This is a genomic window from Paenibacillus sp. 01T431, assembly GCF_056398625.1.
This window is the reverse complement of sequence record NZ_JBFTPT010000016.1, coordinates 35631-58366: the sequence shown is the minus strand read 5'-3', so window position 1 is coordinate 58366 and position 22736 is coordinate 35631. Positions and strand designations below refer to the sequence as shown.

Annotated in this window: 21 protein-coding genes; 16 read left to right on the top strand and 5 right to left on the bottom strand. The window is 42.8% G+C overall.

Features of this window, described 5'->3' with window-relative positions; translation table 11 throughout:
- The first annotated feature begins 410 nt into the window (after positions 1-410).
- Positions 411-1064, top strand: coding sequence for a M48 family metallopeptidase (locus tag AC1DM9_RS26220; RefSeq protein WP_477583016.1), 654 nt, complete (start codon positions 411-413; stop codon positions 1062-1064).
- A gap of 161 nt (positions 1065-1225) precedes the next feature.
- Here the strand turns inward: AC1DM9_RS26220 and AC1DM9_RS26215 are convergent, their stop codons facing one another.
- Positions 1226-1768: a DUF6022 family protein gene (locus AC1DM9_RS26215; protein WP_441884161.1), complete on the bottom strand. Its 543-nt coding sequence runs from the start codon at positions 1766-1768 to the stop codon at positions 1226-1228.
- 260 nt (positions 1769-2028) lie between these two features.
- On the opposite strand from AC1DM9_RS26215, the gene AC1DM9_RS26210 reads away from it, so the two are divergent.
- From AC1DM9_RS26210 to AC1DM9_RS26170, 9 genes are all read left to right on the top strand, one after another.
- The gene (locus AC1DM9_RS26210; RefSeq protein WP_256711082.1) at positions 2029-2151 is read left to right on the top strand and encodes a hypothetical protein; all 123 of its coding nucleotides are present in this window, start codon (positions 2029-2031) and stop codon (positions 2149-2151) included.
- Positions 2152-2360: 209 nt separating this feature from the next.
- A complete protein-coding gene (locus AC1DM9_RS26205; RefSeq protein WP_441907889.1) occupies positions 2361-2837 on the top strand; it encodes a GNAT family N-acetyltransferase in 477 nt (158 codons plus the stop codon).
- A gap of 173 nt (positions 2838-3010) precedes the next feature.
- Positions 3011-4156: a DEAD/DEAH box helicase gene (locus AC1DM9_RS26200; protein ID WP_477510485.1), complete on the top strand. Its 1146-nt coding sequence runs from the start codon at positions 3011-3013 to the stop codon at positions 4154-4156.
- A gap of 65 nt (positions 4157-4221) precedes the next feature.
- The gene (locus AC1DM9_RS26195; protein WP_076271489.1) at positions 4222-4509 is read left to right on the top strand and encodes a hypothetical protein; all 288 of its coding nucleotides are present in this window, start codon (positions 4222-4224) and stop codon (positions 4507-4509) included.
- Between the two features lie 105 nt (positions 4510-4614).
- On the top strand, positions 4615-5787 hold the full coding sequence (locus tag AC1DM9_RS26190) for an ABC transporter permease (RefSeq protein ID WP_441884167.1): 1173 nt from the start codon (positions 4615-4617) through the stop codon (positions 5785-5787).
- Positions 5787-6512 (top strand): ABC transporter ATP-binding protein, encoded by a 726-nt coding sequence (locus tag AC1DM9_RS26185; RefSeq protein ID WP_179089941.1) that lies wholly within the window; start codon positions 5787-5789, stop codon positions 6510-6512. Before AC1DM9_RS26190 ends, AC1DM9_RS26185 begins: the two co-directional genes overlap by 1 nt.
- A gap of 267 nt (positions 6513-6779) precedes the next feature.
- Positions 6780-7652 carry a glycerophosphodiester phosphodiesterase gene (locus AC1DM9_RS26180; RefSeq protein WP_441884173.1) on the top strand — a complete coding sequence of 291 codons (873 nt, stop codon included), beginning with the start codon at positions 6780-6782 and terminating at the stop codon, positions 7650-7652.
- 110 nt (positions 7653-7762) lie between these two features.
- The gene (locus tag AC1DM9_RS26175; protein ID WP_477549199.1) at positions 7763-8587 is read left to right on the top strand and encodes a polysaccharide deacetylase family protein; all 825 of its coding nucleotides are present in this window, start codon (positions 7763-7765) and stop codon (positions 8585-8587) included.
- A gap of 1 nt (position 8588) precedes the next feature.
- Positions 8589-9428 carry a class I SAM-dependent methyltransferase gene (locus tag AC1DM9_RS26170; protein WP_441884179.1) on the top strand — a complete coding sequence of 280 codons (840 nt, stop codon included), beginning with the start codon at positions 8589-8591 and terminating at the stop codon, positions 9426-9428.
- Positions 9429-9529: 101 nt separating this feature from the next.
- Here the strand turns inward: AC1DM9_RS26170 and AC1DM9_RS26165 are convergent, their stop codons facing one another.
- A complete protein-coding gene (locus tag AC1DM9_RS26165; protein WP_477510490.1) occupies positions 9530-10540 on the bottom strand; it encodes a LacI family DNA-binding transcriptional regulator in 1011 nt (336 codons plus the stop codon).
- Positions 10541-10796: 256 nt separating this feature from the next.
- Here AC1DM9_RS26165 and AC1DM9_RS26160 point away from each other — a divergent pair, with 256 nt between their 5' ends.
- The 4 genes from AC1DM9_RS26160 to AC1DM9_RS26145 all read left to right on the top strand — a co-directional run bounded on the left by AC1DM9_RS26160 (position 10797) and on the right by AC1DM9_RS26145 (position 16087).
- Positions 10797-12890 (top strand): amylo-alpha-1,6-glucosidase, encoded by a 2094-nt coding sequence (locus tag AC1DM9_RS26160; protein WP_441884185.1) that lies wholly within the window; start codon positions 10797-10799, stop codon positions 12888-12890.
- 58 nt (positions 12891-12948) lie between these two features.
- Entirely contained in the window at positions 12949-14268 is a 1320-nt protein-coding gene (locus AC1DM9_RS26155) for an ABC transporter substrate-binding protein (RefSeq protein WP_477549201.1), read from the top strand.
- Between the two features lie 76 nt (positions 14269-14344).
- A complete protein-coding gene (locus AC1DM9_RS26150) occupies positions 14345-15244 on the top strand; it encodes a carbohydrate ABC transporter permease (RefSeq protein ID WP_441884191.1) in 900 nt (299 codons plus the stop codon).
- 12 nt (positions 15245-15256) lie between these two features.
- A complete protein-coding gene (locus AC1DM9_RS26145; protein WP_076271479.1) occupies positions 15257-16087 on the top strand; it encodes a carbohydrate ABC transporter permease in 831 nt (276 codons plus the stop codon).
- A gap of 544 nt (positions 16088-16631) precedes the next feature.
- On the opposite strand, the gene AC1DM9_RS26140 is transcribed toward AC1DM9_RS26145, so the two are convergent.
- The 3 genes from AC1DM9_RS26140 to AC1DM9_RS26130 all read right to left on the bottom strand — a co-directional run bounded on the left by AC1DM9_RS26140 (position 16632) and on the right by AC1DM9_RS26130 (position 19065).
- Positions 16632-17054 (bottom strand): DUF5412 domain-containing protein, encoded by a 423-nt coding sequence (locus AC1DM9_RS26140; protein WP_477583012.1) that lies wholly within the window; start codon positions 17052-17054, stop codon positions 16632-16634.
- A gap of 172 nt (positions 17055-17226) precedes the next feature.
- Complete coding sequence (locus AC1DM9_RS26135; RefSeq protein ID WP_339207057.1) at positions 17227-18099, bottom strand: carbohydrate ABC transporter permease; 873 nt, start codon at positions 18097-18099, stop codon at positions 17227-17229.
- Between the two features lie 15 nt (positions 18100-18114).
- Positions 18115-19065, bottom strand: coding sequence for an ABC transporter permease (locus tag AC1DM9_RS26130; protein ID WP_339207058.1), 951 nt, complete (start codon positions 19063-19065; stop codon positions 18115-18117).
- Positions 19066-19206: 141 nt separating this feature from the next.
- On the opposite strand from AC1DM9_RS26130, the gene AC1DM9_RS26125 reads away from it, so the two are divergent.
- Together AC1DM9_RS26125 and AC1DM9_RS26120 are read left to right on the top strand one after the other, a co-directional pair.
- Positions 19207-21048 (top strand): cache domain-containing sensor histidine kinase, encoded by a 1842-nt coding sequence (locus tag AC1DM9_RS26125; RefSeq protein ID WP_477510494.1) that lies wholly within the window; start codon positions 19207-19209, stop codon positions 21046-21048.
- Entirely contained in the window at positions 21026-22636 is a 1611-nt protein-coding gene (locus AC1DM9_RS26120; protein WP_477510495.1) for a response regulator transcription factor, read from the top strand. The genes AC1DM9_RS26125 and AC1DM9_RS26120 overlap by 23 nt, the downstream gene beginning before the upstream one ends.
- Positions 22637-22736: the final 100 nt, after the last annotated feature.

The window sequence follows — 22736 nt, the reverse complement described above, 5'->3', positions numbered from 1 at the left end:
AGTCTGGGTGTGGTTGTTTTCTCAATGTGTTACGGAGTATTTTGAGCGGGTTCTTGCTTTTCCGAGACCGAATTTGGCAGTCACAATCACCAACTGTCACGGAATTAAAAGGGGATAATTTGGTATCACCTCCTGCAAAACTTCCATTTATTTTGTATAACTATTCCTAGCATGAGACGTTGATTTCATGAAAGGAAGGGGTAAATTACGATGATAAAAGGGGAATATTTTACAAAAATATAATAAAAATGGGATATTCCGCACAGGAAATAGAGGTTTAACTCGATCTTTAAAAACAACATCGAGTTAAACCCATAGCATGCGAGAAAAAAGCATTTTGAACGGTCATTGTTGTAGTTGTGATAAAATGAAAGAGATTCAGAAATAACCTAATAGAAATGATGGTCGCTATGAAAATCGAATTTGAAAATCATATCATTGAGTTTAATGTTGAATATGCCAATAGAAAAAAGATATATATCCAAATGGACTCATTGGGATTCATAACCGTGAAGGCTCCCAATGGAACAACGGAAGAGAATGTCATGCGGGCCGTGGAGCAGCATGGTAAACAGCTCACTCAGAGATTGCAGCAGATCGCGAAGGTTCGAGATACCCCTAAGACAAAAGAATATCAAGAGCAAGGAAAATTCCTTCACCTTGGAAAAGAGTACTTTCTTCATGAATTGATCGACACAGCTGATCTGAGTGAAGAGGAGTTAAAAATCAATCTTAAAAAGTTTTATTTTGCAAGCTGTAAGAAAATCATTGGAGAACGAATCAAACGATATCAAGAGCAGCTGAAAGTAAAACATAAAAGCTTCGAAATCGAAGAGTCAAGAACGAAGTGGGGAAGCTGCAGCTCAAGTAAAAAATTAACCTTTAATTATCGACTGGCGATGGCTCCGCTTGAGGTGATCGATTATGTCGTCATCCATGAGCTTTGCCATCTGACGCATATGAATCATGATCGTTCCTTCTGGAGACGAGTGGGCAGCATTATGCCGGATTACAAAGAGAAGGAAGAGTTTCTAGCAAGATATGGTCAAGCTATGACACTGTAATCATGATAACTGGCCTCCCGTCAAAAGGAGGTTTTTTGCTGTATCTCTATTATATCGTCTATTTTTCAAATGGTTATGTTTACTTCTTATACATACTAATGATTTTTATCACTAATCGAGGGAAATCATGAACATTAGATGCAGCGTGCTTTATTTCTGTTCTAGCCTTGCTGGCTCCGCAGGTAATTTTCGTATTCAACGGTAAACTCGAGTGCTTGCTCAAAGTCTGGAGACAGGAGAGAAAGTGCCGCTATTACATCTGCTTTCGATGTGACGCTTAATGCGATGATTTGAGGTTGGCGAGGAATACGGAACAACGTATGATCGTGAAATGTGATGGTGACGATGGTCCCTATCGCCTCGTCATTGGAGGAATAAACCGTGCTCCACATCCAACGCTGCTGGTCGGTTTCCTCCGCATTTCCCCATTCTCGCGACAGGTCGAAATGGCCTGGAAGTTTGGGTTCGAGATGGAAACCGGACTCTTTAAATTGCCTATGAACAGGTAGGAACAACAGATTGAGAAATGTTCCATAAGCAGCATCTCCTGCCTCGTTATAAGCTTTTTGCAAAATATCTTGATGGTTTAGAAGGATGGTTTCCCAGCTTTCATTCATATGATTTGTAATATAGCTTCCAATCGCAGCAATGGTACTTTCGTCACTTTCCTCAAGAAATGCTTGTAATGGATTTGTATGCTTCATACGTTATCCCCTTTCAATTTTCTTCGGATTTTGGAGTTGCATTTCAATCTTACAACATTCATGCAAATGAAAAGGTTTGACGTATTTTTCTTAGAAGCAACGGGTCTTCAATGAACAAAACCTTATCATATAGGTTAATCTTCAAAAAATATAGCAAGTCGATAAATGAAGTTGAAATGGAAAATGCGAAACATAATGTGCTTAAAAACTCAATAAACAGGGTACATTCATACAAAGACGAATTCAGGGAGGTAGTACCCATGAGCAAGAAAAAACTATTGATAACTGCAATTGGAGCTGGCGTCACTTATTTAATGAAAAACAAGGATGCGCGAGATAAGCTTGTCCATACGCTGCAAAATTTCAGGAAAAAGAATCGTTAATGGAATAATCGATATTGGGCTCGGCAAATCAGCCTAGATGACAATTGGAAAAGAGAACGACTAGTTGGCTTCGATCATTTATGGTAAGATGTCTAAGACTAATAAACGATACAAAATCAATCAATAGGAGAAGCAGGGTACAAGATGATACCCTGCTTCTTTTTGTTTGGAAACGTTATATGCTTTGAGTAGCATAAAGGAGATTGAAAATGCCTACTATTATTGCGAAACCATTTGATCAAGAAATGCAGAACCTGTTAAGCGATATACACTCCGCCTATCACGCAGGGGAGCTTAGCCAAAAGGACAAATCAGAGCTTCCGGAAAACATTTACGTCATCGAGGCTGAGGACGAGATGGTTGGATACGGAGTCGTTTGGGAGTACGATAACGCCAAGCAGCTGATTCAGAAAGCAGAACAAGATTATTTTAGCGATGATGAGAAGTATTTGGAGCGGGACTTTTATATTGAGATTAAAAACAAAAAGAACTTTGTATTTATAGAAGCACTTGATGTTTTAAAGGAATTTGAAGGCAAGGGTTACGCTGCTGCCTTTATTCAATGGGTTAAAGCAAAATATCCGAATAAAAAGATGTATGTATATACGTTGGATAAAACAAGGAACTTTTGGTATAAGCAAGGCTTTGAGCCTTTGGGAAATACCGTTTGGATGACTTTTAATTAAAGGTTGAAAAATGGGCATAGGCTACTGTCTCAAGGGTAGAGGTTTATGTCGATTATATCGTTTTATTATGCTATACTTACTTGTTATGTCTTAAAGGAACGGTTTTTGGAAATGCTATGCGATTATAAAAGCAGCATGATTGAGAATATAAGGCTTCAAATGAAGGAGAAAAGATGACTTTTAATGATCTAAATTTTAGCCCTGCAATACTGAAGGCGCTAACCAAGGAAAACTACACTAAGCCTACGCCTATTCAGGAGCAGGCCATTCCCGTCGTACTAGCGGGCAAAGATTTGTTTGGCTGCGCTCAGACAGGGACAGGGAAAACGGCTGCATTCGCATTACCCATCATTCAGTTATTAAGCGGCCAACCCACTAAACCGGGGGCACAGCGACGTATTCGCTCATTGATTTTGACACCTACAAGAGAGCTTGCCCTCCAGATAGAAGAAAACATGCGTGCGTACGGACAATTTACCGACCTGCGCAGTGTAGCTATCGTGGGCGGCGTTTCACAGAAGGTTCAGGAGCGTGCACTTCGACAAGGCGCTGATGTTATTATTGCCACTCCAGGCAGACTTATCGATCTTATTAATCAAAAGTTTGTTGATTTGCAATATGTACAAATATTAGTGCTTGATGAAGCAGATCGAATGCTCGATATGGGCTTTATTCACGACGTGAAGAGAATCATCGCCAAAATGCCAAGAAAAAAGCAAACACTCTTTTTCTCGGCTACGATGCCTCCAGAAATTTCGAAGCTTGTCAAAACGCTGCTTGTTAATCCGGCGAAAGTGGAAATAACTCCAGCTTCCTCAACAGTGGATCGAATAGAGCAATCTGTCTATTTTGTAGATAAAGGTAATAAACAAGATTTATTGAATGACCTGCTGCAGGATAAATCCATCGCTTCGGCGCTTGTATTTACTCGGACGAAGCATGGAGCAGATCGCGTAGTGCGCGGACTGACTAAAGTGAATATTTCTGCACAGGCTATTCATGGAAACAAGTCTCAAAATGCCCGCCAAAATGCGTTAACTAATTTTAGAAGCGGTGCAACTCGAGTACTGGTTGCCACAGATATTGCGGCGAGAGGTATCGATATTGACGAGCTTTCGCATGTCATTAATTTCAACCTTCCTAATATTTCAGAAACGTATGTTCATCGCATTGGCCGTACAGGCAGAGCTGGATTAAGTGGAATCGCCATCTCTTTTTGCGAAGTGGATGAAATTCCTTATTTGAAGGATATTGAGAAAATGATTCGCAAAACTATACCTGTAGTAACCGAACGTCCTGATGGGGTTCTGATCAGTTAAGCAACGAAGAAAGCCGAAATATAATAAATTGACCTAGGGGTGATCGTCTGAGAAAGCAAAAGCCAATGTCATTCGAAGATTTGTTGAAGGAATTGCAAGGACAGAAGTCGATTCAGGAAGATCCAAATCATGTTTCATTTGATGATTTGTTTAAAGAATCGTTTATGAGCAAGCATTCCAGCTTTACAAGCTTTAGCGCGTTTCTTGAGAAGGGCAACTTTCAAGTAGAAACAAGAGAAGATGTTCAGAACATTCCGGATGAGCTATTTGATCGACACGTTGCAAGAGAAACGGATTTTGCCAATTGGCAGTCTATGCTCGATACAGCAACTTCGGAATACAGCGGCAAGTAGAACAGTAGAAGTGCCAGCATTGCGTCAATTACAGGCAAGTAGAAGCTTGAGCCCATCGCGGCTCGAGCTTTTTTTTGTTTATTTTGAGGTTAATTTCACATTGTAATGAGCCATTCACGCTCTGTTCATATTCCAAACGTAAACTTCAGCTATCAAGAGAAGGAATGGAGATGGTTGAACATGTTTCTAGCGCTGCGCGAATTGAAATATGCGAAAGGCAGATATTTTCTAATTGGATTAATAATGGTTCTGGTCGCATGGTTAACCTTTATGGTTTCAGGATTAGCCAATGGGCTTTCATCAGATAATGCATCCATTCTAAAAAATATGGACGCCGATTATTTCGTGCTTCAGACGGATTCCGAGCATAAGCTGACGCGGTCCGCACTAGGTACCGAGAAGCTGGAGGAGGTCAGGCAATTAGAAGGACTCTCACAATCCGAACCGCTTGGGCAAACGATGCTTTCGGTATATCGGAATGATTCCAAGAAGAAGATAGATATTGCTTTGTTTGGTATCGAGCCAAGTGGAAAGGTAATGCCTAGTATTACTGAAGGGAAAAGCATGGGGGCGAGCAATGAAGTGGTCGTTGACTCCTCGTTAAAAGAACAAGGCGTGCAAATTGGCGATACGCTAGGTGATCAAGAGCTCGGCATTGAATGGAAGGTCGTCGGTTTTGCCACTAATCAGAAGTTCAGTCATACGCCGGTTGCATTTATGGATATCCAAAATTTTAATAAGCTGATGCAAGCATCCTTTGGTAAACAAACAGCTTCCTATAACGCTATTGTCATTCATACAGATAATCTAAACAAAGAATCATTGCAAAAAAGTGTAGCAGATACGGAGGTTATTACAAAAAAAGAAGCGGTACAGGGCATTCCGGGCTTTAAAGAAGAGCAAGGCTCCCTGACGATGATGATCGCTTTCTTAATTGTTATTGCCGCTTTCATACAAGCTGTTTTCTTCTATGTCATTACACTGCAGAAAATTAGCCAATTTGGAGTGTTGAAGGCAATCGGAGCAAAGACGTCCTATCTGGCAGCAAATTTAGTGGGTCAAGTATTGCTTTTGGCCATTGTGGCTGTTGCAATCAGTATCGGACTTACTTTTGGCGTAAGTGCGATTTTGCCAGCGAGCATGCCTTTTGAATTAGGTGTAAATATATTGTCTCAATATTCCGGTTTACTTATTCTAGTCTCGATTATCGGTGCGTTGCTGTCCTTAAATCGGATTGCAAAAGTAGATGCGATTGAAGCGATTGGGAGGGTTGAATAATGAAGGAAAAACTTATTCTTGAACATGTAAATAAAGTGTATGGCGAAGGTGAAACGGCTGTTACGGCGCTGCAAAAGGTTTCTTTAAGCGTAAAAGCAGGTGAGTTTGTCGCTGTTGTCGGACCATCGGGTTCGGGCAAAAGTACTTTTCTTTCCATAGCGGGGGCGCTGCTCTCACCGTCAAGCGGACGGATCTTAATTAATGAGAAGGATGTTACGAATTTATCCTCAAGTGAATTAAGTGAGGTTAGAGTCAAAAATCTTGGTTTTATTTTTCAAGCATCCAATCTTGTCCCTTATTTAAGAGTAGTGGATCAACTGCTGCTCGTATCGAAGCTAGCAGGTACTGATGGAAAAGAAGCGCTTGTGAAAGCTAAAGCGCTTCTTGAGAAAGTAGGACTGCTGCATCGGATGAATTATTATCCTGAGAAGCTGTCCGGCGGAGAACGCCAACGGGTTGCCATTGCTAGGGCATTCATGAATGATCCCGGCGTTATTCTAGCCGACGAGCCGACAGCAAGCCTCGATTCTAAACGGGGTAGAGCGGTAGTGGAGCTCATGGCTACTGAGGTTAAGCAACGGGGCAAGGCGGCTGTTATGGTCACCCATGACGAGCGTGTATTGGATTTATGTGACCGGATCGTAACGATCAAGGACGGTATGCTTTTTGAGCAAGATGATCATGCTGCTGCGAGCAATAGGCCTGATGCAGTCGCACATAGGTGAATGAAGGTTGATTAAGCAGTGTTCTCTTGCACGTCTTGCATCAATCTTAGATGGGATGTCTCTGAAGGTCTATGACCTTTAGGGACATCCTTTTTTTTCTGAAAAACCCCATGAGGAAGACGGAGTGTGAGTTCATTGGCAGCAACTGTTTTGGGAAAATGCGTTTCGGATCACACACTGAATGTTTAATAAAGTAAGACCCTGCTGCAACAAATATTGGTTATGCATATAGTCAGGGTGAGAGTTAAGAGAGAAGGAGATTAGAACATGGGCAAATGGAAAACATCACGGGTTTGGCGCAGTATTGGTTTGCTATTGCTCATGCTTTGCTGCATGACGTTAATCGTATCTGCTTCTAATCCAAATACCCCTGAAGGTTTTTTAATTATCGCACATCGCGGGGCTTCTGGTGATGCTCCTGAGAATACGATGGCCGCCTTCGAGCAAGCGGAGCGTCTAGGTACTGATTTTATCGAATTTGATGTACAGCTGAGCAAAGACGGTGAACTAGTAGTCATTCACGATGATACGGTGGATAGAACGACGCAGTATACAGGCGCTGTGGACGATTATACATTAAATGAACTTGAAAATATGGATGCCAAAAATGATAAAAAAACAGACGATACGGATGAGAAGATCGTTTCATTCGAAGAAGTTATGCACCGTTTTGCTGGAAAGCTAGGCATGCTTATCGAGATTAAAGAATCAAAGCTTTATCCTGGCGTGGAAGAGAAGGTGGCTGAGGTCGTACGTCGTTATGAGCTTTTGCTCCAAGTTAATGGCTTAGAGGAGGGCCGAAATTTTACAGCGGTTGAACATGTGAAAAATAGCGTGGGTATCATTATTCAATCCTATAACTTTCAATCGACCCGTCTAATTCACTCCCTGCTGCCGGACATCCCAATTGCTGCGCTTATTCAGGAGGATCAGCATCCTCTGTCAGAGAAGACGCTGGATGAACTTGTTTCTTTCGCGGATTACATTCATTACAATCATGAATTGCTTGACGAGAAGATTGTAGAGCAAATTCATCATCGCAACCGGAAGGTCATGGCGTGGACGATACAGTCAGAGCAAGATATGATACGGATGAAAAAGCTTGGAGTGGATGGGGTTATTACCGATTTTCCGGGGTAAGGAGTATACGAGAAACTCTACTCCATCCTATACAAAATTATTCAATCAAATACAAATGTTGCCATAATGTGAGGTTTGATGAATAATAGGGGGAGAAGGGGGGGATGGTCATGAAAATGGCTTTTACTGTCGATGTAGAGGATTGGTTTTGCAGTCCGAACCTGTCTCTTTCCGAATGGGCTGACTGCGAATTAAGGCTTGAGCAGCCTGTTCATCAAATATTGGACCTTCTGGACGAATATGAGGCGACGGGCACTTTTTTTGTCCTAGGCTGGATCGCTGAGAAAAGGCCTGATTTGGTGAAAGAAATATATCGAAGAGGTCATGAAATTGCATCACACGGCTATTCACATCGTCTCGTTTATGATCAATCAACACTAGAATTTAAAGCGGATATTAGGCTGTCAAAAGATATTTTAGAGCATTTGATCGGTTCAAAGGTGAGTGGGTATCGTGCCCCCTGTTTTTCTATGACAGATTGGGGACTTGATATTTTAATAGAAGAAGGATTTTCTTACGATTCTAGTATTAGTCCGAATACACCAAATAACCTATATTCCAAGTTTAATTTGTCCTCGAAAGTTGCGCATTCTTTTAAAATAAAAGATCATCTATGGGAAGTGCCTTTGCCTGCTTTTCGCTTAGGCGGCGTTAATATTCCATGGGGCGGAGGAGGGTATTTTCGAATTTATCCTTATCGTTTTTTTTATAGCGGAGCACGAAAAATTATAGGCGATAAAGATTATTTCGTTTATTATATCCATCCCTATGATTTAGACTACGATCAACCGCAAATTTTTAACACCTCTTGGTCAAATGGCATTCGAAGATACTACGGATTAAGGGATACATACGCAAAAATAAAACAATTATTGTCGGATTTCAACTGTATGTCCATAAGTAAATATGATCCTCAAATCGGGGGGATACATTAGCGTGACCACGAAAACGGAGATTATGTCTAACCGGCGTTTATTGGATGGTGTCGCTTATTTATTTTGCAGAGAAATGGGGATTAGAAGGGTAAAGATACAGAAACCATCGGCAGAAGAAGTGAATACACTCCTTATGAACGGCATTGTATCCGAAGATCTTAAGCTTGTGGAAAAATCATTTGGTTACGCTTGTTATGAATATTACAGGCAGCTTTATGATCCCGATTCCTTTGACCACCTTCTTATCGCAGAGGCCAAAAATCGAAAGAAAATGCTGGACTTATGCTGCGGGGGAGGGGCTACCGTATTCTCTTTACTTCAGAACGAGCCGGATATTATATATGGAATCGATTCGGACGCGCACCAGATCGGCCTTCTAGAAGCACTGCTCCATAGAAGTGAAGCTTCTAACAAAGTAGTCACAACAGTAGCAGATGCGCACCATATACCGCTTGCAAACCATTCAGTTGATTTTGTCGTTTGTAGAGTAGCGCTGCAATATCTTCATGTGGAGCAGGTGCTGCAGGAGGTTTTTCGTGTATTGTCCCCGCGAGGAAGGGTGTTTTTTCTCGTACATGGTTCGGGATATATTTTGGATTATTTATTTGCGCGAAGAGCTATATTGAATAAAAAAAGTTTGAAATTTGCAATACATAAGTTTTTTCATTTAAGCAGTAAGGCTAAGGAGTTTAACCGCGCGCAAGCGAATTTTTTGACCGCAAAGGATTTGAAAGAGAAGCTGGCTGCTGCAGGATTTCGAGACATGAAGGTGCACACCCATAAAGAATGGATGAAAATGGGGGTGTTTCCAGTTTATTTTGCGGTAACGGCTGAGAACTAAATATAGTCTGCTCAAAGGCAACAGTAACCCAAGGTAAGTAGACTTGGGTTATTGCTGCTTGACTATGTACTTTGTTTGCCACTCTCGTGTCAAAGCACATATTAAATACTGCGTACGCTGTCTCTAATCATAAGTTCTGTACCCAGCATGACATGGTGAATGATTTCTTTACCTTCGAGCATTTCAATAAGAATTTGCGCCGCTTGGGAGCCTAACTCGTATTTATGCTGGTGAACGGTAGTAAGCGCGGGTGTGCAATAAGCCGTCAAATCAATGTTGTCGAAGCCGATGATCGATATATCATCAGGTACCTTTTTCCCCATATCCTTAACGCCCTGCAAAGCCCCGAGAGCCATTAAGTCGCTTGAGCAAAATATAGCAGTCACTTCAGGACGGCTGGACAATAGTTGGCGTGCGGCCTCTCTTCCGCCATGCTCGGAAAATGAACCATTCAGCACAAGTGTTTCATCAAAGGGAACACTGCTGCTTTGCAGTGCTTGACGGTAGCCCTCTAGCCTAAGCAGGCTTACAGCTGCTTGCTCATGGCCGTTTATCATGGCGATATGGCGATGTCCCGATTCGAGCAGATGGTTGGTTGCCGCAAGAGCACCCGTTGTATTATCCGAAGTAACGTATCCAACGTTAGGACCTTGGAGAGTGATATCAATAAGGACGCATGGAATATCAGACGATACGATTTCCTCCAAATAAGGATCGTCTAATCGAATACCCATGATGATAACCCCGTCTACGCCTCGTTCCTGGCATAATGTTTTATATGATTTTACCTTTTGTTTCTGAGGTGTTGTACTGAATAGGACAAGGTCATAATCGAGTTCGCCTGAACGGTCATTTATTCCGCAAAGGACTTCGAAAGCGATATTGTCTTTGGAGCTGTCTCTTGTAACATTGGAGAGAAGGAGGCCAAGTGTCTTTGTTTTTTTCGATATGAGCGACCTTGCAGCCATATTAGGGCTATAACCGAGCTGGTCTGCTATAGTCTTAATTTTGAGCCGAGTGCCCTCGTTAACGTCGTCATAGCCGTTCAAGGCACGCGATACTGTAGTAACAGATACACTAGCAGCTTTAGCTATATCTTTAATCGTAACCATACAATACCTCCGAAATGTTGAAAACATGTAATGTATTATGATAAAAATTAAAAAATAAATTGACTCTTGTAAATGCTTTCATCATGATCTATAATTCGATTATAACTTATCCGAAACGTTTTGGAAAGTTAGATTGCTTCGTCGAAAATGAGTAAGCATATTTTTTTGCCTCTTTTCCGAAACGTTTCGGATAAACGAATGTTTGTTTGATTTAAGGGAATAAAAAAGCTATTACAAGAAGAAATGAGGGAAACACTTGGATTATCGAGTCATCAAAGAAAACGATCTATTCCTCATGACGGACCGGAATGGAGATATTCCGGAAGGTGATGTTTCAGGTCAGGGTCTTTACACAAAAGATACCCGGTTCATAAGCAGGATGGAAATCCGAATCAACGGTCAGAAGCCGATACTGCTGTCTTCAGCAGCGGATGAGAATTATATTTCTACGATTCGCCTTACCAATCCACATATGGAAGAGAAGGGCGAGCTTATCTTGTGGCGTGAGTCCGTAGAAATTGAACGTACACGCTTCATTTATGATGGAGCATTGTATGAGACGTTCAAGCTCACCAGCTATTATCCTAAAGCCATTAAATTTGATTTCTCCGTGTTATTGGATGCGGATTTTGCAGATATGTTTGTCGTTCGCGGCTTTCAGCACGGCGATTTGGGAAGAAAGACGGCAGAGAAAAGCGGCCAACGGGAAAGAGTAATTGGCTATCTTGGAGCTGACGATGTACGCCGTGAAACGAAGATTAAATGGGATACAAATGAAAGTCGCATAGGCGAGACAGGCGAGCTCCATTTCGATGTGGAACTGAACCATCGGGAAAGCCATGCAATCGCTTTCTATTTTGCGCCAATCATTGACGGCAATGAGCCGCAGCAGCACGATCCGGCGGAAGCGATGGTTAAGCTTAGACAATCGTATGCGGATTGGAATGGTTCATCCACATCCATCCAAACGGATGTACCGCTATTTAACAAGCTGCATCATCGCGGAGTGCAAGACTTAAGAGTTCTGCTTACGGATATCGGATATGGAGCATTCCCAGTGGCAGGCTTGCCTTGGTTCTCGGTGCCATTTGGCCGTGATAGTTTAATTACTGCGCTGCAGATGTTATCCTTAAACCCGCAAATTGCTAAGGGAACGCTGCTCACGATGGCCGCTTATCAAGGCCAGAATGAAGATGAGTGGCGCGATGAGCAGCCAGGTAAAGTGATGCATGAAATTCGGTATGGCGAACTAGCAAGCACAAATCAGGTTCCATTTACGCCGTATTACGGCACGATTGATGCGACGCCGCTATTCCTTCTATTAGCTGCCGAGTATTATCACTGGACCGGAGATGCTCAGTTTGTTAAAGAGCTAATGCCTCATCTTAATGCAGCACTCGCTTGGGTGAAGGAATATGGTGACTGCGACGATGATTCCTTTGTGGAGTACTATCAGAAATCTTCTAAAGGGATTGCCAATCAGGGGTGGAAAGATTCTGCGGATTCCGTTGTTCACCGCAACGGCGATTATGCAGAGGCTCCAATCGCGCTCGTCGAGGTTCAAGGTTATGTTTACCAAGCGCTTACAAGGCTTGCCCCTATATTCAAGAGCTTAGGCCATGAGGAACAAGCCGCTGGCATGGAGCAAGATGCAGAACAGCTTAGAGTTCGCTTTGAGCGCGACTTCTGGATGGAGGATGAGCAGTTTTACGCGATTGCGCTTGATAAGGATAAGAAGCGCGTAGATTCCGTCACTTCGAATTCAGGACATATTCTAATGTCGGGCATTGCTTCTCCTGAGCGTGCAAGCGCAGTTGCGAAAAGACTGGTTGCTCCTGACATGTTCGGTGGTTACGGCATTCGTACGATGAGTATGGAAGCAGCCGGCTACAACCCGATGAGCTACCATGACGGAAGCGTATGGCCGCATGACAACTCCGTTTGTTTGCTTGGTCTTAGCCATTTAGGCTTCCAAGAAGAAGCGATTACCGTCATGCAAGGACTATTGGATGCAGCAGCAAAGTTTGAGTATTACAGATTGCCTGAGCTGTTCTGCGGGTATGATGATTCGCTTGGTGCGCCAGTTCCTTACCCCGTTGCTTGTTCTCCGCAGGCATGGGCAGCAGGGACACCGCTCACATTTGTGCAAGCGTTGCTTGGGCTTCAGCCTAACGCTCTAACGAAGCAGATTACAATTAAGCCATCTTTGCTTCAAGGGATGAACGAGCTTCTGGTAGAGCAAATGCAAATTGGCAGCGGCGCTCTAAGCCTGCGCGTCACTCGCGGTATCAATGGCCCAGAGGTGGAAATACTGTCTAATCTGACAGGATATGAGCTTCTCATTTCATAGGTTTCACGCTTTATGCTTTATATACAAAGTTCATATTACTAAGGAGGTTGTATGTAAGATGAAGAAAACAGGGGTTTTAATTTTATCTTTAATGCTGGTAGTTGTTCTTATGTTAACGGCTTGTGGCAAGGGCAATGAAGGCAACAAAAACACAGGTAATACAGCAACGAACGGCGGTACAGAACAAGAGGCGACAAAAGAGCCAGCCGCTGAGAAGGTAACCGTTACACTTGCAGGTTGGGGAGCAAGTCCAGAAGAGCAGGATTTGCTAAACCAAACGTTGAAGGAATTTGAAGCAAAATATCCAAATGTAAAGGTTAATTATGAAGTAATTGCCGATCAATACATGGATGTTATCAAAACAAGACTTATTGGCGGTGAAGGCCCAGACGTCTTCTACCTGGATGCATTCGAAGCACCTGCACTCATTGAGCGTAATGTTCTAGAGCCGCTTGATAGCTATGTGACACCAGAATTTGATGTTGCAGACTTTGAACAGCCGATGGTTGACGCTTTCAAACAAGATGGCGTTTCCTACGGTTTCCCTAAAGATTTCTCTACGCTTGCAATGTTCTACAACAAAAAAGACTTTGCAGAAGCAGGAATTACTGCTCCCCCAACAACTTGGGATGAGCTGAAAGAAGCAGCAGTTAAGCTTACTAAAAAAGAAGGCGACAAAACGGTTCGCTTCGGCTTTGGTGTTGCGCCTGAGCTTGCACGTCAAATGTTCATGATTCAAGCATTCGGCGGCAAAGTTGCAGATGAGAATGGCAATGCTGCATTCGCGGCTCCAGATGCTCTTAAAGGTTTGCAGCTTGTAACGGATATGCACAATGTAGACAAATCATCCGGCGAGCCAAAAGAAGTAGGCGCTGGCTGGGGTGGCGAAATGTTCGGTCAAGGCAAAGCTTCCATCGTATTCGAAGGAAACTGGGCAATTCCATTCTTGGAATCCAACTACAAGGATCTAGATTACGGCACAGCTGAGCTTCCAACTGTAAATGGCAAACAAGGCACTATGGCTTTCACTGTTGCTTATGTAATGAACAAGGAATCGAAGAAAAAAGAAGCAGCTTGGCAGTTGATCTCCTTCTTGACTGGTAAAGAAGGAATGAAAACGTGGACGAGCAAAGGTTTCGCGCTTCCAACTCGTAAATCGGTATCACAAGAGCTTGGCTACGATAAAGATGAGCTTCGCAGTGCAATTGTAGCAGGCGCTTCTTATGCAACGCCTTGGCAAGCAGGCTCCACACTTCCTACAATCATGAGCAACTTCAACAACCAATTCGTTGATACATTTATGGGTAATTCGAAGCTTGAAGATGCAATGAAGAAAGCAGAAACGGTTGCGAATAAGGAAATCGCAGCAGCGAAGTAAGCGAGGTGAAGGAGGGAGAGCGCAAGACGCTCCCTCCTTCAATCTCTGATTTTGATATGAAAGGAGAAGGTGCAGCATGACCCATGTCTCTTCATGGAGAAAAAAGCTGAAAAATAACGTAACCGGCTATCTGTTCCTGCTTCCAACCATTCTAGTTCTTGGCACTTTTTTGTTCTTGCCTGTATTCTATTCCCTTTATTTATCGGGACATAAGGTCAATCTGCTTGGCGAAGTAAGTTACAAATGGGTAGGATTTAAAAACTTCACGCGTATGGCAGGCGATGAAAGAGCCTGGATAGCGCTTAAGAACACGGCATCCTTTGCTTTGTTTGTTGTGCCGCTGCAAACGGTGTTTGCTATTTTACTAGCTGTTATTTTGAATGCCAAGCTCAAATTCAAAAACTTCTTCCGTATCGTATTTTTTATGCCGACCATTACTTCGTCGGCGGTACTATCACTTATATTTATGTGGATATACAATTCAAACGGTCTTTTGAACCGAGTGCTTGAATTTATCGGTTTGCATGGATACAACTGGCTTGGAGATCCTGCGGTCGCCATGAAGGCGATCATGCTTATGAATATATGGTCTACCGCTCCATTCTTTATGGTTGTTTTCTTGGCTGCATTACAAGACATTCCTGATGCGCTGTACGAGTCAGCTATGCTTGACGGAGCAGGAGGCTGGAGGAGATTTATTTCCATCACGCTGCCGCTAATTAAGCCTGCGACCTTCTTTACGGTCGTTATGGGTATTATCGGTACCTTCCAACTTTTCGACCAATCTTATATTTTCTCAGCAGGTTCAGGCGGACCGAATAACTCGACCTTGACCGTAGCTCTGCTTATTTATCAATATGCTTTCAAAAATCTCGACTTCGGCTACGCCTCTGCGCTCGCTGTCATGCTGGCTGCTGTCATTATGATCGTGACGCTGATACAGCGTAAGCTATTTGCCGAAGAAAAGCTGAACTAGGAGGGCGACTAGATGGTATTTCAACAATCCAAATGGGGAAAGGCGATTCTTTATTTCCTGTTATTCTCATACGGCTGCATCACTGTTGCTCCCTTTCTATGGGCGCTTTCCTCTTCGTTTAAGCCGCTCAGTGAGATTGTTTCCGGGGGCATCAACTTTATTCCGAAAGAATTCACCTTGCAGAACTATTATGATATTTTCGTGAAAGAGCCGCTTTTCCTCAGGTGGATGTACAACAGTGCCTTGATTGCAGTTGTTGCGACGGTTTGCAATACGCTGTTCAACTCAATGGCGGGTTATGCACTTGCACGTATTGAATTTGCCGGCAACAAAATCATGTTCATCCTTATCTTAGCGGTGCAGATGATTCCAGGCCAACTGACGATCGTACCCGCTTACTTAATTATGAAGCAGCTCGATTTGTTAAACACCTATGCCGCACTGACTTTGCCGATGATGGCGAATGCGACGTTTATCTTTATGATGCGGCAATTTTTCCTCAGCTTCCCGAAAGAGCTTGAGGAGGCAGCCGAGATGGACGGACTTAATCGGTTCGGCGTGTTTTTCCGCATTGCATTGCCGCTTGCGATACCTGCATTAGCAGCTCAAACGATCTTCGTTTTCATGGGTGCATGGAACGAGTTCCTGAAGCCGCTCATGTTCATGTCCGATAAGTCGATGTTTACTTTAACGCTCGGTCTGAATACGTTCAAAGGGCAGTACATTAGCCACTGGAACTACATTATGGCTGCATCGATGGTATTTACGCTTCCAGCGCTGCTGATTTATGCGTTCTTCAATCGATTCTTTATTAAAGGAATTACGTTTACCGGCGGTAAATAACATAGTAACCAAACGGGGCTGTCCTGAGGTCATTTAGACCTCTTGGGACAGCCCCGTTTTTAATTGATTCACATATGCATAGTGAGACATAGTGTGCTCAGTGGGCAGGCTGTGAGCGATAATAAGGCTAATTTCTAGACCTATTTTTGTGATGAAGGCTGATTGGGCGAAAATAGGACTAGATTGTAGATCTATTTTAGTCCGAAAAGGATACAAAGAGGCGATTGGCAGCTCACGAGCGAAAATAAGCCTATTTTCTAGCTCTATTTTTACTAAGCGGGCTGATTGGGCGAAAATAGGACTAGATTGTAGATCTAAATTTGTTTGAAACGGATACAATGATGCAATTGGCAGCTCACGAGCGATAATAAGCCTATTTTCTAGTTCTATTTTTGCGAAGAGGGCTGTTTTGATGAAAATAGGGCTAGATTGTAGATCTAAATTTGTTTGAGTCGAGTATAGAGGGCATATGGCAGAAAAGTCTAAGTTTATGAGTGTTGCTCGATTTGATCATGCTTGCTGTGTAAGGTAAGCCAGCTCGTCATTATGGATGTCTAAAGTCGAATTTATCGTGAGGAACATCAAGACTGTGACCATTAATGATGACGGTATCGTTATCGCTCCAAGTGATGACCGCTTGATCCTCGCGAGCGCTCCAATAAATATTTTTGGTTTTATGATTGCGTTTATTGTATACCAATTCACCGCGAATCATCAAAGGAGTAGTCGCTCCTCCATTAATAAGGTACGCTTTTAAACTGTAAGTCCCATCAGGGGAAGCGGCCTCTATAAGAAATTTCCCCTTCGGCAGTCTGCCCATGTCATAGAAGAGCCAATAAACACCAGCACCAATAGTTAAGGCGAAGAATGTGCAGATAGAAATAAATATGATGAGCAGCTTTTTTAAAATTTTCTTTTTCTCGCTCGCCGCTTGAACATCAATATCTTCATCGAACAACGGTATCATTTCCTGGAAAATTTGGATAACATTAGAATATCACAAGTTACACTCCGGAGAAACCGAATGCGAATCATAACAACAATTAGATATAAACGATGCCCTGCCGAATAAAACAAAAAAAGCAGCCCAATCGGGCTGCTTTTAGTTTTATTAATCGGAGCTGGGAAGCAGCAAGAGCTTATTCCTTAACCGCACCAATGACAATCCCTTTTACAAAGTAACGCTGCAAGAAAGGATAAACCAACAGAATCGGTAATGCGCCGATAAAGATTTGCGATGCGCTAATGGTTCTTTGCGACATATTGGCAACCATTTGCGGATCAAGCTTAGTCATATCCTTTTGAACGATAATCGTTTGCATGAAGCTTGCAAGAGGCAGCTTCTCGGCATCCTTCATATAGATGATACCGTCGAAATAGGAATTCCAATGTCCGACCATAATAAACAAGGAAACCGTTGCAATCGCAGGCAAGGAGATCGGCAAATAAATCATGAAGAAAGTGCGCAGCTGGCCGGCTCCATCAATAAAAGCAGCTTCTTCCAGATCCTTAGGAACAGTACGGAAGAAGTTTAGCAAAAGAATAACGTTATAAACGCCGACTGTACCTGGCAGGATAAGCGCCCATAAAGTATTCATTAGTCCGAGCTTAAGGATGAGGAGGTAGCTTGGAATAAGTCCGCCTGCAAATAGCATCGTTACGACAAAATACCAAAGATAAACGTTGCGAGCGCGGAAGATATGAGAATCTTTGGACAGCGCATAAGCAGCAAGTGTACTAACTAGCATAGCAAGCGCCGTACCAAGGATAGTCCGCTGTGTCGACACCCACAAGGAAGTTAGGAAATTGCTATTGTTGAACGTCTTGGCATAGGCTTCTAATGTGAAACCGATCGGCCAAAAAGTGACCAATCCCGCGTTGGCGGGAGCGGACGCACTCATGGAAACCATGAGAAGGTGATATAGCGGCAGCAAGCATAATATGGAAAGAAGAATCAAAAACACGTTGTTAAATATGCTGAAAATACGGTATGGCAGTGTTTTATGGTGCATACGTTGTCACCCTTTCTAGAAGATTCGGTAACCGGCAAATTTATAAGCAAGACGATAAGAAATTACGATTAGAATCAAGCTGATCCCTGATTTAAACAGGCTAACTGCTGTTGCAAAGCTGAATTGACCGCTGAGTAGACCTTCACGATAGACAAAGGTGTCAATGATATCACCCTGCTGATAAATCAAAGGACTGTACAAGTTGAACACTTGGTCGAAGTTTGCATTTAGTACGTTACCAAGCGCCAAGGTTGCAACTACAATCGCAATTGGAATGAGAGATGGAATCGTAATATGCGTCGTTTGCTTGATACGGCCTGCACCGTCAACTTCAGCAGCTTCATAAAGTGCTGGATTAATACCGGCAAGCGCTGCAAGGAAGATAATCGTATTGAATCCAAATTCCTTCCACACATCACTAAAAATAATGGTGAAGCGGAACCAGGCGCCATCGCCCAAAAAGAAAATCGGCTTAATGCCGAATACATTGCTAATAAATTGATTAATAATTCCTGTCTGTGCGAGCATATCGATCAAAATTCCGGATAGCGTGACCCAGGAAAGGAAATGCGGCAGATAGACGAGCGTTTGGATGGATCTTTTGAGCCCCATGTTCCTGACTTCATTCAGAAGCAAAGCAAAAATGAACGGAATGATTAAGTTCAGCACGATTTTGGAGCAAGCAAAAAATAGGGTGTTCCACGTAATTTGCAAGAAATAATCATTTTGAAACATGTATTCAAAATGCTTCAAGCCTACCCATGGAGAGCCCATCATTCCAAGTGAAGCTTTATAGTCTTGAAATGCCATCATAATACCTGTCATCGGTATATAGGAGAAGATGAAAACCGAAAGTACCGCCGGCAGCACCATGAAATGCAGCATCCAAGGTTGTTTATATTTGTGTTTTGTTTTTGCTCGTGGTGTGGTCTCCAAAGTCACTTGCTTTTCTGTGTTTGCTTCCATAGCTATCCCCCGTTCCATAAAATTGGTTTGTGTATAATAAGAAACCCTGCTATATATAGTAACAAGCATTTCTCTTACTGGACTATAGGACAATGTTAGGATTGATATGGTTTTGTTAGGGGATATCGTCTGGAGGAATGAATGATGGAGATTAGTAACGGTCTTGCTTTTGTCAAAAGAAAGATGGGTGCTCGGTTTAGTCTGTTTTCTAAAATGAATGGGTTGATCTTAATTTTGTTCATCCCCATTGTGATCATGTATACGTATTCAAACGACGTGGCCTTTAACGTTGTCAGCAAGGAGCTTAAGCTATCGAACACGAGACAGTTGTCCTTTTTGTCCAGTCAAATTGACTCGCGGATTAATCAGATGGTCGATTTCTCCAATACATTCTCGAAAGATCCGAATGTGCAGAGATTTAATGGGCTTAAAATATGGGAAGATCGTTATGACCGCATGCAGACTAGGTTTATCGTTCAAGAGAAGATGGCACTGCAATCAGGCGTCATTAACATATGGCCAGTCAGATACACCGTATACTCGCAACAAAACAAAGAGTTGATATCAAATTACAACAATCCTGCTGAGTACGATGAGGAATTTTTAAAGCGAAACATGAGCGGGAAATGGACCTATGGCAATGGCGAAGCTAAGGCCGATAATGAGCCCAGTTACTTTCATTGGTTTTATACCGAATCATATGGCCAGCAAGGTAAACTGAATGGAAGCAATCTGGTCATTGAAGCGAGCTTCAGTTATGAAAATATCCAAAACATGCTGGACACCTATAAATCAGGCGGACAGGGTGATCCGATTTTTTATCATAAAGGTGACGCTCCGATTACGAACCGCAGTGCGGATCAACAGCTTTCAGGAGAGTTGGTTTCCTACTTGGACGAGCAGTCGCTGGAAGACACAACACAGCAGGTAGTGAAGCTGCATGGTGAGAACTATTTGGTGAGCTCGGTTAAATCCACTTATTTGGGCTGGCATTTGGTTGACGTTGTTCCGCTCGATCAAATATTGAAGCCGATATCGATCACTCGCAATTTGTTTTATGTTTCGATGATTTTGTTATTTGTTGTGGGCATATCTGCTTCCATCCTGCTTTACCGTAATGTGCAGCGGCCGATCAGGCAATTGATTAAAGGTTTGCAAAGCGTACAGCGGGGGGATTTCTCGTTTCGGATCAGCTCAAGCGTAAATAATGAATTTTCATTTTTATTTTACCGTTTTAACGATATGTCACGACAAATCCAAGATTTAATTGAAAATGTACTGAATGAAAAAATTCGGTCAAGGGAAGCGACATTGAAGCAATTACAGGCTCAAATTAATCCGCATTTTCTATATAACTGTTTGGGCTATATAATTAATATGGCACAGATGAAAGAACAGGAAGCGGTTGTGTCGATGGCATACAATTTAAGCGCCTATTATCGCTATACGACTCGAACGGAGAGACAAACCGCCGCGCTGGATGAAGAAATTAAATTACTCATTAATTATTTGGACATTCAGAAGCTGCGCAACGGCAGAATTGATTATACAATAGATATCCCAGCAGAAATGCTGAAGCAGCGCATACCGCCGCTTATGCTTCAGCCTATCGTAGAAAATGCGGTCATTCATGGTATAGGGAAATCCTATACATCTGGAGAAATTCGAATTACCGGCGAGATGTCAGACGGGTTATGCAAAATATATATCGATGACGATGGCCCGGAGCTTGAGCCAAGTGTGCTTGAAGCGTTGAATACAAAAATGAGTGAGCCATTGAAAGAGGAAATGGGCTGCGGACTTTGGAATACGAATCAGCGTATCATTCATCAATTTGGCGATAAATCTTATTTATGCTTCAAAAAATCGCCATTAGGAGGATTTCGGACAGAAATCGTATGGGAAACAGCATCTGGAGAAGAACAGAGACCTTATCCTACTTTACAAGGAGATACACAACATGCAGATGATAATCGTAGATGATGAAGCACACTGGGTAGAGAATTTATCGATGCACAAGCCTTGGCATACTCTTGGTATTGAGCAGGTTCATAAAGCTTACTCTGCACATGAGGCGCTTCAAATTATAGAAACGAATCCCATTGATATTGTCATATCCGATATTTTAATGCCCGAAATGACGGGGCTTGAACTCATAGAGAAAATACGGGAACGCGATAAAAGAATGAAATGTATTATTTTATCAGGACATTCGGATTTTGAATTTGCCAAAAAAGCGGTCCAAAATCAAACGGTAGATTATTTGCTAAAGCCGCCAACGGATAACGAACTGTTCAGCGCGGTTAAGACTGCGATTGACCAATTGCAAGCGGAATGGGAAGCGGTCAGCTCGCAAGAGCGGACAGAGTACACGCTGAGGGAGAATCTGCCGCTGCTGCGCGGTCAGTTGCTGATTGATGCGTTAAAAGGCTACCGAATGTCTGCGGATGAATGGACTCGAAAGCTTGAAAGCTATGGCTTGCCGTTCAGTTATGGAGATTGCACACTGCTGCTTGTACGTATGGAAGAGGAATTTGGGCAATATACAAGTAACGGTCAACAGCTGATGGAATATGCCATTATCAATATGGCGGAAGAGATCTTCAGTGAATTTTCTGAAGTATGGGGAGTAAAGGAGGAGCATGGTTATTTAGTGTTTTTGCTTCAACTGAAGGATAAGGGTTCAATCCCTGGAAAAGAGAAGATTTTGGAGAAGCTTGCGATTCAGCTTCAGCATAAAGTAAAACAATTTTTGAAAGGCTCCTTATCCATCGTACTATCAGAATCTTTCAAGTTTCCTGAACAGCTTCAGGATAATTATCGCAAATCGTTTGCTTACTTTAGGCAAATCGTAGGGGACGAGCGAGAATTTGTTATGCGGGTTGGCGATATGGAGCCAAGCGTATCGCATGGTCCGTTGGACGCTCTTTATATGCCGCCGTCTCTGATTAGCTTATTAGAGGCAGGGCGCTGGGAGGCTGCGGAGGATAAGCTGGTAAGCGTTTGCGCGGAGCTCGACGAGAGATGGTCCGACTCATGGGAGCATTGCATGGAGGCTGGATTTTTGATCGCCTCCTCGTTCACACAGCTGGCACATCGGAACGGGCATACGCTGGTCAAGCTGCTAGGGGCAGATATGGAGCCTTTGCAAAGCGGAGAAGCTTTTACATCGATCAGCAAGCTGCGCAAATGGTCGCTTAACGTGCTTTCGAAGCTGAAGGACGGCACCTCAAGTGAAATTAAAGATATACGTTCTTCTTATGTGAAGAAGATTCAAAATTTCGCGGAGGAGCATCTTCACGAAGACGTTTCTTTGCGAGCGCTCGCTGACCATGTGAATTTGCATCCTACCCATCTGTCCAAAATATATAAGATTGAGACGGGTGAAGGCATAAGTGATTATATATCACGTCTGCGCATGGAACGAGCCTGCCATAAGCTGAAAACGACTAGCAAAAAGATTTATGAAATTAGCATGGAAATCGGCTATTTGGACCCGGCTTATTTTATCAAAGTGTTCAAACGCCAGTATGGTGTAACACCGCAGGAATATAGGGACGGCAATCAATAGCCTAACAGAGTCCTATGGAAACTAACAATGTCCTATAGATACCCCCCCGTACAAATTGTTAAAGTTACTCATGTAAGGATCTTACACCGTAGGGGGAAAA

What these genes read in the sequence shown, in the direction of transcription:
- AC1DM9_RS26220 (WP_477583016.1), top strand. Translation starts at nt 411, where the DNA reads ATGAAAATCGAATTTGAAAATCATATCATTGAGTTTAATGTTGAATAT.
- AC1DM9_RS26215 (WP_441884161.1), bottom strand. Translation starts at nt 1,768, where the DNA reads ATGAAGCATACAAATCCATTACAAGCATTTCTTGAGGAAAGTGACGAA.
- AC1DM9_RS26210 (WP_256711082.1), top strand. Translation starts at nt 2,029, where the DNA reads ATGAGCAAGAAAAAACTATTGATAACTGCAATTGGAGCTGGCGTCACT.
- AC1DM9_RS26205 (WP_441907889.1), top strand. Translation starts at nt 2,361, where the DNA reads ATGCCTACTATTATTGCGAAACCATTTGATCAAGAAATGCAGAACCTG.
- AC1DM9_RS26200 (WP_477510485.1), top strand. Translation starts at nt 3,011, where the DNA reads ATGACTTTTAATGATCTAAATTTTAGCCCTGCAATACTGAAGGCGCTA.
- AC1DM9_RS26195 (WP_076271489.1), top strand. Translation starts at nt 4,222, where the DNA reads ATGTCATTCGAAGATTTGTTGAAGGAATTGCAAGGACAGAAGTCGATT.
- AC1DM9_RS26190 (WP_441884167.1), top strand. Translation starts at nt 4,615, where the DNA reads ATGAGCCATTCACGCTCTGTTCATATTCCAAACGTAAACTTCAGCTAT.
- AC1DM9_RS26185 (WP_179089941.1), top strand. Translation starts at nt 5,787, where the DNA reads ATGAAGGAAAAACTTATTCTTGAACATGTAAATAAAGTGTATGGCGAA.
- AC1DM9_RS26180 (WP_441884173.1), top strand. Translation starts at nt 6,780, where the DNA reads ATGGGCAAATGGAAAACATCACGGGTTTGGCGCAGTATTGGTTTGCTA.
- AC1DM9_RS26175 (WP_477549199.1), top strand. Translation starts at nt 7,763, where the DNA reads ATGAAAATGGCTTTTACTGTCGATGTAGAGGATTGGTTTTGCAGTCCG.
- AC1DM9_RS26165 (WP_477510490.1), bottom strand. Translation starts at nt 10,540, where the DNA reads ATGGTTACGATTAAAGATATAGCTAAAGCTGCTAGTGTATCTGTTACT.
- AC1DM9_RS26155 (WP_477549201.1), top strand. Translation starts at nt 12,949, where the DNA reads ATGAAGAAAACAGGGGTTTTAATTTTATCTTTAATGCTGGTAGTTGTT.
- AC1DM9_RS26150 (WP_441884191.1), top strand. Translation starts at nt 14,345, where the DNA reads ATGACCCATGTCTCTTCATGGAGAAAAAAGCTGAAAAATAACGTAACC.
- AC1DM9_RS26145 (WP_076271479.1), top strand. Translation starts at nt 15,257, where the DNA reads ATGGTATTTCAACAATCCAAATGGGGAAAGGCGATTCTTTATTTCCTG.
- AC1DM9_RS26140 (WP_477583012.1), bottom strand. Translation starts at nt 17,054, where the DNA reads ATGATACCGTTGTTCGATGAAGATATTGATGTTCAAGCGGCGAGCGAG.
- AC1DM9_RS26135 (WP_339207057.1), bottom strand. Translation starts at nt 18,099, where the DNA reads ATGCACCATAAAACACTGCCATACCGTATTTTCAGCATATTTAACAAC.
- AC1DM9_RS26130 (WP_339207058.1), bottom strand. Translation starts at nt 19,065, where the DNA reads ATGGAAGCAAACACAGAAAAGCAAGTGACTTTGGAGACCACACCACGA.
- AC1DM9_RS26125 (WP_477510494.1), top strand. Translation starts at nt 19,207, where the DNA reads ATGATGGAGATTAGTAACGGTCTTGCTTTTGTCAAAAGAAAGATGGGT.
- AC1DM9_RS26120 (WP_477510495.1), top strand. Translation starts at nt 21,026, where the DNA reads ATGCAGATGATAATCGTAGATGATGAAGCACACTGGGTAGAGAATTTA.